The following is a 10,705-nucleotide window of genomic DNA, read 5'->3' as shown; positions in this document are numbered from 1 at the left end:
CAAACTCTCCATTGTAAAGTTTTTTCCGGATCCGCCTTTACGGCAGATCCATTATTTCCGGACTTCAGGGAGTAAAAACATTCGTCTTTACCTGTTATTGTGTCGTTTCGTATTCCAATCTTTCAATGAACTTTTCCCCTCATTTAGGGATTGTTTAGGGCCGTTCCCCTAAAAGCGAGTGCAAATATCGGAGTTAATATTTAACTTCCAAAACCAAGCTTAATTTTTTTTAAATTTAATTTTCTTGATTCGATTTGCTCATTGTTTCAAGTTGTCTTTCCTGACTTTTTCAGGAGTGTTCCTCTCAAACGGGAATGCAAACTTAGCTGTCTTCATCATATTTACCAAACAGGAAACATAAAATATTATACCATTAAATGATAAGTAGCTGTAAACAAGAAAAATATTTTACTTAGGGGCTTTATACAAAGGAACAGTACTGCAAGGTTCCCCGTACATAATAGACTTAGCATGACATTGTAATAACGCCATTACCCTACCATATGCAAACAAAGGGACAGGAAATTTACTGCATCCTTTGATCACTACGGGCCTATTCTTGAAATCTTCTAACTGGATTTTTGACAAAGCTTGCTCAAAAAGATATTGCTCCAATACATTCAAATCACCGATAACATATTCCACTCCGAATTTTCCCAAATATGTTCCAACAAGCAAAAAAGCCCAATTGGGCACAATGGCATCAGCAGTACAGGTGACTGCTACTAGCTTGCCTTCATACCTACCCCAGTCCAAATCCTTGAGTGCCTCTCTAAAATCTTTCTCTTTCAGAATCAAACCCTGAAACAAAAAATCCTTTAAATCAAACACTATACGTTCTTCTTCCCTGTAATAATCTTCCAAGTTCAAAGTTATAATCGGACTGTTTGCCACCCGATTGATGATTTCACTCATGACAATAAAAGGTTTTTCTTTGAGCTAATAACTCTAAAATCCTTCAAGTAGTTCGGCTCGAAATAGGCCAAATCTTCAAATTCCTCCCTTTGATATTTGTCAAATGCCAATTCACCCAAAGTAAGGGCTGAGGGTCCCCATTTTAAAAGTACTGAAGAGGGATGTTCCAATAGTGACCTTAATTTTTCAACTCCGTCTCCCAAAAAATAAACTTGCCCCTGATTTAAGTAATCTAAGAAAGGATTTCCCTCCTCAATTACCCGTGGAGAAAGTTTTTCTATTGTATTCAATTGATAATCATAAACTGCAGTGTAAACCTCCATCCTTCTGGCATCCAGCATAGGTACAATTTTTCCAGAACTATTTACCAATGGGACAACTCTTTTGGCCAGGGCCAACAGCGTATCCACCGCGATCAAAGGTATATCATGGGCAAAAGCGAAACCTTTTGCCACAGAAACACCGATTCTTAATCCAGTGTAGGAACCAGGACCTGATGATACTGCCACAGCTTTTAAGTTCTCAGACTTAAATCCTGATCTATTCATCAAATCCTCTATCAGTAACATGAGCTTTTGTGAATGAACATTATCCTGATGAAGTTCAACAACACCAACTAAATTCCCTGAATCATGTAAGGCTACAGAGCAAACCGATGTCGAGGTTTCTATGGATAAAATCAAAGCCATATGAAATTACTTCTTTACAGAGGCAGTCAAAATTTTCTGAATCTCTTGTTGATTGGATAAAACACCAATGGCTTTCTTAATTTCCTCATCATTCTTAAGAGATGCCTCCACGATCCCCTCCTGATAGTAATACCTAGATATCAATTCTTCTCTCAATGCCTCCTTAATCTCAGATTGATGGGTAATCAGATCCTTCTCCTTACTATGGTTGACCTTCTTCTCCAGTTCTTCTATTAGACTTTTGACATCTTCGTAATACGGCTCTCTTTTGGCATATTTTACCAAATCCTCTAAACTTTTCTCTGTATAAGTAGTATAATCGTATTCTTTACCCTCGAGCCAGGTCACAAATTCCTTATATAGGTTATCATCTACATCAAATTCCCTCGGAGATGGTATTTGATCATTTTTCCGAAAGTACTCGTTGCCAAAGCTAAAAATCAGATTTCTTGCCACCAAGCTAAAGGTAATCGGGGCAAATGATTTCGAATCCACCTTCAAATCCGGTTCTATACCTGCCCCATCAAGGACTATCCTTCCGTTTTTTGTCTTGAATTCATTTCTCAAAGAATCCGGTACTGAATTGGAATTACCATTCTCGTCTTTTTTGCTATAGTCTATAGCCTGTATACACCTTCCGCTAGGAATGTAATATTTTGCGGTAGTGACTTTCACCTGGGAATTGTAAGAAAGCGGAACTGTAGTCTGTACCAGCCCTTTTCCAAAAGTCTTTCTACCTATCAATACTGCTCTGTCATAATCCTGAAGTGCACCTGCCACAATTTCAGCTGCTGATGCACTCCTTTCATTGATCAAAACTACAATAGGGATATCCTTATCTACAGGAGATTTGGTGGTTTTATAAACCACATTCACATTCTCGATTTTTCCGATTGTTCTTACTACCTCTTTCCCTTTGGGAATAAAAAGGTTGACGATCTCAACTGCTTCTTTAAGAATTCCCCCTGGATTGTCTCTCACATCTAGTACCAAACTGGTAATACCCTGAGATTTTAAATCCAGAAAAGCCCTTCTGACATCGGCGGCAGCATTGGTAGTAAAATCGGTAAGTTTGATATAACCGGTATGGTTATTAATTTTTCCATAATAAGGAACATTGCTGATGACAATTTTCCTTCTGGTAAGATTCACCGATATGGTATCTTCACCTCTTTTAACCTGTACAAATACAGGTGTATTGGCCGGGCCTTTCAATAGCCTTGAAATTTCAGAAGTTTCCTTTTTCCTTACATCAACAGTATCTACTTTCAAAAATTCATCACCAATCCTAAGACCACCTGCCTGGGCAGGAAATCCTTTATATGGCATAAGGATCATATTTACCCCAGTCCTGTTGCCAATCAATGCACCTACTCCACCGTATTCCCCAGTTGTAAGCAACCTAAAATCATCAGAATTTTCCTCAGGTATAAATTCTGTATACGGATCCAACTCCTCAAGCATGGCATTGATTCCAATGCTTACCAGATGATCTGGGTCAATTTCATCGACATAATAAGAATCCAATTCCCTTATTAGAGAAGCAAAAATGTCCAGATTTTTAGCTATAGCAAAAAGCCTGTCATTCTTGTTGACAAAAGAAAAGAGCAGGCCTGCTGAAATCAGCACAGCAAGCACAATCAGAAGCGGTTTTCTTTGGTTAAATTTCATGAATCGGTATTTGAGGATTGCTGGGTCTCTGCAATTTTGTAGAGAACTTTTTTCATTTTTTGTTCTATCACCTGAAATGTAGCAATTTCAGGGGATACATAAATCAGACCAATTAATTTCTTTGTCTCGATATTTGCCAAAATTTCAGACTTATTGAGCCGGTAGGCTTCTTTCAACCTCCTTTTGACTAGATTCCGGTCAATAGCTTTTTTGATCTTTTTCTTTGAAACGGAAAAAAGTACCTGATGGGTTTCCTGAACATCTTGAGGGGCATCCAATATCAGAACCTTGATAGGATATAAAAAAAAAGAGGAACCTTTGTCAAAAAGTTCCTTTATTAACTTTTTAGAATGTAATCTTTCATTCTTTGGAAGTCTGAAATTCATTGCATTTTCTTTGACGTATATTAACAATACGAAAGCGAACCTGCAAGGATTACTTCTTCAATGTTTTCTCAGAAGAAACAGTAAGCTTATGTCTTCCTTTTGCTCTTCTGGATTTCAATACTCTTCTACCATTGGCAGTAGACATTCTAAGTCTGAAACCGTGTTTGTTTCTTCTTTTTCTACGAGAAGGCTGAAATGTTCTTTTCATGACGCTATGCTTTTAAATCTTGATGCTTTCCTAATTCATTCCCCAGAGGATTTCCTACAAAAGGACTGCAAAGATAGACACCTTTTTTTTATTTACAAACGGGACAATTACTTTTGTTTTGGATCAAGAGAAAAGAAAATGCATTATCAAATCTCCCGTCAATCAAATTGCTCCCAATATATTGACATCTGCCTTGAAATCAACTGTTATGCCGATCAGGTTGTTCATCTTCAACTGGCGGCTTGGAGACCGGGAAGATATGAATTGGCCAATTATGCCCAGAAAATAAGAGGTTTTAATGTGAGTTTTGAAGGCAAACCAATCGGTTGGTCCAAGAAATCTAAAGACTTATGGCTCTTTCAGGCTATTGAAGCAGGTACATACCAAATCAAATATCAATTTTATTGCAATCAGATGGATGCCGGTGGATCATGGTCAGATGACACCCAGCTGTACCTTAATTTCAGCAATTTTGCTTTTGATGTTTTGGAGATTCAAGATGAAAAAATAAACATAGAAATCAAAATCCCTGAAACTTACCAAGTAGCAACTTCCATGGAAAAAACAGGGAAAAATTCCTGGAATGCCCAAAACTACCAGTCTTTAATGGATAGTCCATTATTGGCATCTATCGATCTAAAGCATCATTCCTACCAGGTAAAGAACAGCACTTTCCACCTTTGGTTTAATGGAGAGATCCATTTTGAGGTGGATTATTTTATTAACGTGTTCAGAAAATTTACCGAAAAACAAATCCAGGCATTTGGAGAATTTCCAGCAGAAAATTATCACTTTATTTTCCAACTATTGCCATATAAGCATTATCATGGTGTGGAGCATGCATTCTCTACCGTCATTACTTTTGGTCCGGCCAAGTCTTTGAAGGAGAAAAAAGAATTGGACGAACTAATTGGAGTAAGTTCTCATGAATTGTATCACTTTTGGAATGTCTGCAGGATTCGCCCAAAGGAAATGAGGCCTTATGATCTTTCCAAGGAAACATATTTGGATTCAGGTTTGGTCCTAGAAGGAGTTACCACCTACATGGGAGATTTGTTTCTGTTAAAATCAGGATATTTTGCATTGGAAGATTACCTGAAAATACTTCAAAAGCAGACACAAAAAGAAATAGATCAATTTGGCTGGAGAAATCAATCCATTCTTGACTCAAGTTTGGATCTTTGGCTGGATGGGTATAAAGCTGGCATACCGGATAAAAAAGTGAATATCTACAATCGAGGTGTACTGATTTCTCTATGCCTTGATCTGATTTTACATAAAAATGGATCTTCCCTATCCCGAGTAATGAAATTCATGTGGGAAAGGTTTGGGAAATCCGGTTCAGGGTATTCCATGACAGATTTTTATGGACTTTTGAAAACTGAAAGCGGCCATTCCCAAGAAATGAAAGATTTTATTGAATTGTTTTCCAGCCCCGGCAAGGATCTCCTTCCAGAACTGCAGAAACAATTGGCATGGATGGGCATAGCGCTTACATTTGATTATACCTCCGGGCCATTATTGCATCATTGGGGCATAAGGTGTGAACAGGAGGGGAAAGTCACACATATCCATCCTGAGTCCATGGCATATTTTTCAATGATGATAGGCGATAAAATTCTGAGCATAAACCAAAAACCATTTTCCCCAGAAGCGCTTCAAGTTGAAGAATGCTTAATTATAAGAGTTGACCGTTTTGGCAGAGAACTTATCATTAATCTTCAGAAAGACCCATCAGCCCCATTTTATCCAATAGTAAATCTGCTAATTACAACATCAACTTTTTTAAGAGAAAAATGGATGGGGAATCAAAACATTTAACTGGGATTATACCCAAAAAGTAAGAGTCCAAGATTTGAAAGACCTTGGACTCCTTTGCAAATATTTAAGAATTGAATATGATTTTTTGCCATCATACCACTAACTGAATTTCATGGAATTTACCTTTAAATTAGGATCAATATCCATGTAAAACTTGTCTGACGAGGCATATCCAATATCAATAATTATCAGTCTGGATAAAAACCGTCTTTATAATGATTACTGGAATCATTGCGGCTATCCAACTAATAGAATCATTTAAATTGTTCATCAGTTAGTGATTGATTGAAACTTATGGAAATAACATTCGCTTCCAAAGCCATAGGCATCATTGGATTTTTAATGGTCATCCTTTTAGGAACCTTTACACCGTCCACTACCTGATAGTCGCTATAGGTGATGTCACCTGTAGCCTCAGAACTTGTTCTTAACTTGAGGTTTGATTTCACAGAGTAGTATTCTACAGTTTTGATTCCATTGGGAGCAGTAATGATCAATTTATGGGCCTGCTCTCCGTCTATGTCTTCCGTACCCTGCAATTCCAAATTAAATCCCAAAGCACTGTAATGCTCCTCAGGAAAAACATAAGTCTGGGTTTTCATCAGTGTAATCATTTCCTCTGGAATTTGTTGTTCCTGGCCCATAGCTACCATTTTACCTTTGCCATTGGCCAAGACAGTCCTGGATGCCACATTTCCCATTACGGAAGTCTCCTGGACAAATCGTCCATTTTCCTGATCTGCAATTCCCTTAATCTCAATCTTCATTCCCTGCACTTCAGCTTCCATTACCATCACTGAGTTTTTAATTTTAGCTACATTTTCTCTGCCACCAATCGCTTCGATATACCTTGCAATTACTTCCTGAGGGTCGTTGTCTTCAGTTGGAGTATTAGTCAGGCCATAATTGGCCTGGACAGAAATCACTATCCCTAACAATAGAGAAACCATAAATGAGAAAAATTTTTTCATATGCTTTGATTTAAATTCCTTAAATGTAAAAAGAAAAGGGAGAAATTCTCCCTTTTAACTATAATTATCTAAAATCCTCTTCGGAAATTTCTACATTAAATTTGATTTTTTCTACTTTTGATTCAAGTGGCATAGGAATAGCAGGTGATTTTACCAACATTGACATAGGATAAAGTACCCCGTCCACATCTTGATAATCATTATAAAAAGTTTCACCGGCTTCTGCACTTTCACTCTTTATTTTCAATCCAGAATCTACGCTATAGTAATAAGCCTGAGTAGATCCGGTCGGATTAGAAATTACCACTTTGTAAGCATTTTTCCCATCAACATCCTTGACACCGTCCAATTCCACAGAATAACCTAAATCTTCAAAATGCAGCTCTGGAAAAATGAACATACTCATTTTTAAGGACTCATACTGTTCATCTGTCAATTCTTGTTTCTGCCCCATTGCTGTAATGGTTGCTTTTCCATTTTTGATTACTGTATTGCTGGCCACATTGCCCATCATCATAATTTTGTTGGAAAAAGCTTCCTGATTTTCATCATACACATACAACATGTTCAGCTTCATACCCTGAATTTCAGCTACTGCATCCAATTTAGAGGTTTTTATTGCTTTCACTTTATCCTCACCACCAATACTATTGATATACCTTGAAATTACACCTGCGGCAGTAATGTCTGAGCTAATCGCAATCTGACGCTCTTCGTCAGCCATATTGGTGAATCTTTGTACTTCCCCAAATGCCATAAGACTCTCTTGGATTACCGATCCATTGCCGACTACAGTGATGTACATATTATCAGGTTTCAAAAACTTTTTGGCAGAAGCATTGATATCCTCAACAGTCAGGGCATTCAAGCGCTGCAGGTAAGTGGCATAGAAATCTGCGGGCAGATTATATCTTTCCATATTGATCGCAAAGTTGGCAATGGTGGATGGACTCTCCAATGACCTCCCAAAGGAACCACTCAAATTTGCTTTTGCATCTTCAAGCTCTTTGGCAGTAACTCCATTGTCCCTTAAGTTCCTGATTTCGTAAATCATCTCATTGATAGCGGAATCAGTAGCGGTTTGCTTGACACTTGCTGATGCCCTAAAAGTAGTTACCAATTTATCTGAACCAATAGACGAATATGCCCCATAGGTATAACCTTTGTCTTCTCTAAGGTTCATAAATAATCTCGAAGAAGAGCCTCCACCCAAAATATAATTCAGCACACGTGTAGCTAGATAATCCGGATGTGAAAGGCTCATTTCCATTGGGTAAGTAATATTCACCACCGATTGAACAGAAGCTGAGCGATCTACCAATGCTACTTTGTTTTGGGATGGTGCCTGAGGTAAAGGGAATGTTTTGGTAGGTACATCTCCCCTTTTCCAAGAAGCAAAATATTTATTCGCCAATGCCTGGGCCTCAGCTTTAGTAATATCTCCTACTATGGCAAGATAGGCGATATTCGGCTTGAAATAGGTCTGATAATACCCTTTAATGTCCTCCACACTGATATTGTTTATACTGGCTTCAGACTGCATTTCCCCATAGGGATGGTTTTTACCAAAGTTCATGGCTGAAGCCAATCTGGAAGAAATGGCATTTGGATCATCCTTACTTGCTGCTAAACCTGAAACGGCTTGCTTTTTCAGCTTATCCAATTCTTCCTGGGGAAAAACAGGATTGTAAAGCACATCTGTCATCAACTGTAGGATAGTTTCCTGGTGTTTTTTTAATGATGAAGCAAACACCGAAGTTGAGCTTGCGCTCAAGGAAGCTCCTATAAAATCCACTTCCTCATCCAGCTGATCTTTGGTCCTGTTGGTAGTTCCTCCAGTCAACATCTCTCCAACCATTCCCAACATCCCGGCTTTTTCTCCTTCCAATATCGGATCCCTTTCTAATACCAAGGAAAAAGCAACACGTGGGAGTTTTCTGTTTTCAACCACAAAAACTTTAAGTCCATTGGGTAAAACAAAAGAATCGGCGTTTCCTAATTTAATCTCTCTTGCCGGTGAAGGGTCAGGGTATTTGGATCTGTCCACTTGAGCAAATCCAGCCTGAACAATAAATACCGTAAGTATATAAATGAATATCTTTTTCATATAAATATCTTTTTGTGTTGAAAAATTACTCTGAAGCTTGGGCAGATTTTGGAAGATAATACAAGACCACCCTTCCGTCTAAATTTAAGTATTCATTGGCAACACGCTGAAGGTCTTCTCTTGTAACTTTTCTATAATAACCAAGTTCTTGATTAATATAATTGGTATCACCATAGAAAACCTTTGCTTGTGACAGATTTTGGGCGATTCCTGCCATGGAGCTGTTTTTGCTTACCAGATTATTTTCGATAATGTTCTGCAATTTTTGGAAATCACGCTCAGATATACCTTCCTGTTGTACTCTCTTTAAAAGAACATCCATTTCACTTTCAAGATCTTTGGGTTCAACACCCATATTGGCAATACCATACATCAGGAAAATCCCCCCGTCTTCCAGATCCAATGGAATTGCCGCAACTCCCAAGGCTTTTTGCTGCCTGTCAACCAATTCTTTTGTCATCAGAGAGGAATTGCCACCTGTCAGATAAGTCGAAAGCATAGACATAGCATAAGAATCCGAATGGGTTTTGGGAGGAAGATTGTAGGCCTGGATGATTGCAGGTATCTGAATGTTGTCATAAACGATATCTCTGATTTCAGCAGTCTTCTTTGGTTCTGTTATATTGGGTCTATAAAAATCTGAAGGTCCTTTTGGGATTTCTTCAAAATAAGCCCTAGCCCATTTTTCTGCTTGTTCATAATCAATATCACCTGCAATTGTTAAAGTAGCATTGTTTGGCACATAGTAAGACTTATGGAAATCCATAAATTCCTGCAATTGCGCCGCATCCAAGTGCTCCATAGAGCCGATGACAGGCCACATATAGGGATGCTTTGAATAAGAGCGTTTCATTGTTTCCAACAAAATGGTACCATAAGGTCGGTTATCATATGACTGCCTTTTTTCCTCCTTAATTACTTCCCTTTGGGTATCAACACCTACCTGATCTATTTTAGGGTGCAACATCCTTTCGGACTCCATGTACAATGCTGTCTCCAATTGATTGGAAGGCACAATTTCATAGTAGTAAGTAATATCATTTGAGGTAAATGCATTGAGTGTCCCTCCAATAGCCTGAATTTTATTCATATATTCCCCTCTAGGAATATTTTCTGTCCCTTCAAAAAGAAGGTGCTCAAAAAAGTGGGCAAATCCTGTTCTGTCTGGCCTTTCATTTTTGGATCCTACATGATACAGTACCGAAACTGCCACGATAGGAGTACTGTTGTCCTGATGCATAATTACATGGAGGCCATTGTCCAGAGTGAATTCCCTGAATTCAATTTTGTTTTGAGCTGAAACTGAAATGGCCAGGAAGAGACCCAGCATCAGCGAAAAGGTAAACTTTCTCATAATCCAGATTAAATTAGTTTTAAATATTCTACTCAAATTGACTTAAAATGTTTTTGTTTTCAATCCTTATTCCCAAAATAAACACAAGCTTTTGTCCTGTACTTTGATATAAGCGGAATCCCTCTTTGGAAAATTCAGCCTGAAGATAGGTGCAAATTCCAAATTATCTTAACATGTATTCTTGAAAAACCCAAAGAGGAACATGACCACCCCGGCTGAGACCGCGAAAAGAAAGAGTGTCGCCCAATTTGAATTGTTCGGAGATACAATTACAGGCTGCTTATCCAAATAGACATCCAAAACTATTCCAGTAAAATTTATCCTGAAACTTAATTGAAACTCATGGGAATCCCCTTTTGCATCTTCAAATTGGAAATGATGCGTTGTCCCAAACACGGAGTATTTGCTTGACTTAACTTCTCCATTGATTTTGATGATTTCCTTTCCCAGCCAGGAATTGAAAACCTCAATTTTCTGACCGTGGAAAAATAGCGTGCTATATTTCATTGGAAATTTTTAAAGAATCTATCTATTATTCATCAAGGACAGTTACATCTACCGTTGTTCCAGCCATCCATAAACC

The 10,705-nt window shown here is 38.1% G+C and carries 10 protein-coding genes; 1 reads left to right on the top strand and 9 read right to left on the bottom strand.

The genetic code is table 11. The annotated features are described in order from the left end of the window. Positions 1–408 precede the first annotated feature (408 nt). From CLV48_RS12715 to rpmH, 5 genes are read right to left on the bottom strand one after another with little or no spacing between them, the layout of a single operon-like run. The gene (locus tag CLV48_RS12715; RefSeq protein WP_106567659.1) at positions 409–915 is read right to left on the bottom strand and encodes a DUF2480 family protein; all 507 of its coding nucleotides are present in this window, start codon (positions 913–915) and stop codon (positions 409–411) included. Further along, positions 912–1,604, bottom strand: coding sequence for a tRNA (adenosine(37)-N6)-threonylcarbamoyltransferase complex dimerization subunit type 1 TsaB (tsaB, locus tag CLV48_RS12710; RefSeq protein ID WP_106567658.1), 693 nt, complete (start codon positions 1,602–1,604; stop codon positions 912–914). The genes CLV48_RS12715 and tsaB overlap by 4 nt, the downstream gene beginning before the upstream one ends. A 6-nt stretch (positions 1,605–1,610) precedes the next feature. Next, positions 1,611–3,275 (bottom strand): S41 family peptidase, encoded by a 1,665-nt coding sequence (locus CLV48_RS12705; protein ID WP_106567657.1) that lies wholly within the window; start codon positions 3,273–3,275, stop codon positions 1,611–1,613. After that, a complete protein-coding gene (rnpA, locus tag CLV48_RS12700; protein WP_106567656.1) occupies positions 3,272–3,661 on the bottom strand; it encodes a ribonuclease P protein component in 390 nt (129 codons plus the stop codon). The genes CLV48_RS12705 and rnpA overlap by 4 nt, the downstream gene beginning before the upstream one ends. Before the next feature lie 49 nt (positions 3,662–3,710). After that, entirely contained in the window at positions 3,711–3,869 is a 159-nt protein-coding gene (gene rpmH / locus CLV48_RS12695) for a 50S ribosomal protein L34 (protein ID WP_009032742.1), read from the bottom strand. A 138-nt stretch (positions 3,870–4,007) separates the two neighbouring features. Here rpmH and CLV48_RS12690 point away from each other — a divergent pair, with 138 nt between their 5' ends. Continuing rightward, on the top strand, positions 4,008–5,690 hold the full coding sequence (locus CLV48_RS12690; RefSeq protein WP_106567674.1) for a M61 family metallopeptidase: 1,683 nt from the start codon (positions 4,008–4,010) through the stop codon (positions 5,688–5,690). A gap of 254 nt (positions 5,691–5,944) precedes the next feature. On the opposite strand, the gene CLV48_RS12685 is transcribed toward CLV48_RS12690, so the two are convergent. The 4 genes from CLV48_RS12685 to CLV48_RS12670 form a co-directional block, all read right to left on the bottom strand. Then, positions 5,945–6,661, bottom strand: coding sequence for a LolA-like protein (locus tag CLV48_RS12685; RefSeq protein ID WP_106567655.1), 717 nt, complete (start codon positions 6,659–6,661; stop codon positions 5,945–5,947). A gap of 64 nt (positions 6,662–6,725) precedes the next feature. Further along, entirely contained in the window at positions 6,726–8,768 is a 2,043-nt protein-coding gene (locus CLV48_RS12680) for an insulinase family protein (protein ID WP_106567654.1), read from the bottom strand. A gap of 25 nt (positions 8,769–8,793) precedes the next feature. Continuing rightward, a complete protein-coding gene (locus tag CLV48_RS12675) occupies positions 8,794–10,122 on the bottom strand; it encodes a M16 family metallopeptidase (protein ID WP_106567653.1) in 1,329 nt (442 codons plus the stop codon). A 168-nt stretch (positions 10,123–10,290) separates the two neighbouring features. Further along, positions 10,291–10,629, bottom strand: a complete 339-nt coding sequence (locus tag CLV48_RS12670) for a hypothetical protein (RefSeq protein WP_106567652.1) — start codon at positions 10,627–10,629, stop codon at positions 10,291–10,293. Positions 10,630–10,705 lie beyond the last annotated feature (76 nt).

This window comes from Cecembia rubra, from assembly GCF_003014575.1.
Classification (GTDB): Bacteria; Bacteroidota; Bacteroidia; order Cytophagales; family Cyclobacteriaceae; genus Cecembia_A; species Cecembia_A rubra.
This window is presented reverse-complemented; position numbering and strand designations above follow the sequence as displayed.

Excerpts from the sequence above, each read along its gene's own strand:
- CLV48_RS12705 (WP_106567657.1), bottom strand. The coding sequence starts at position 3,275 with ATGAAATTTAACCAAAGAAAACCGCTTCTGATTGTGCTTGCTGTGCTG.
- rpmH (WP_009032742.1), bottom strand. The coding sequence starts at position 3,869 with ATGAAAAGAACATTTCAGCCTTCTCGTAGAAAAAGAAGAAACAAACAC.
- CLV48_RS12670 (WP_106567652.1), bottom strand. The coding sequence starts at position 10,629 with ATGAAATATAGCACGCTATTTTTCCACGGTCAGAAAATTGAGGTTTTC.
- CLV48_RS12680 (WP_106567654.1), bottom strand. The coding sequence starts at position 8,768 with ATGAAAAAGATATTCATTTATATACTTACGGTATTTATTGTTCAGGCT.
- rnpA (WP_106567656.1), bottom strand. The coding sequence starts at position 3,661 with ATGAATTTCAGACTTCCAAAGAATGAAAGATTACATTCTAAAAAGTTA.
- CLV48_RS12685 (WP_106567655.1), bottom strand. The coding sequence starts at position 6,661 with ATGAAAAAATTTTTCTCATTTATGGTTTCTCTATTGTTAGGGATAGTG.
- tsaB (WP_106567658.1), bottom strand. The coding sequence starts at position 1,604 with ATGGCTTTGATTTTATCCATAGAAACCTCGACATCGGTTTGCTCTGTA.
- CLV48_RS12690 (WP_106567674.1), top strand. The coding sequence starts at position 4,008 with ATGCATTATCAAATCTCCCGTCAATCAAATTGCTCCCAATATATTGAC.
- CLV48_RS12715 (WP_106567659.1), bottom strand. The coding sequence starts at position 915 with ATGAGTGAAATCATCAATCGGGTGGCAAACAGTCCGATTATAACTTTG.
- CLV48_RS12675 (WP_106567653.1), bottom strand. The coding sequence starts at position 10,122 with ATGAGAAAGTTTACCTTTTCGCTGATGCTGGGTCTCTTCCTGGCCATT.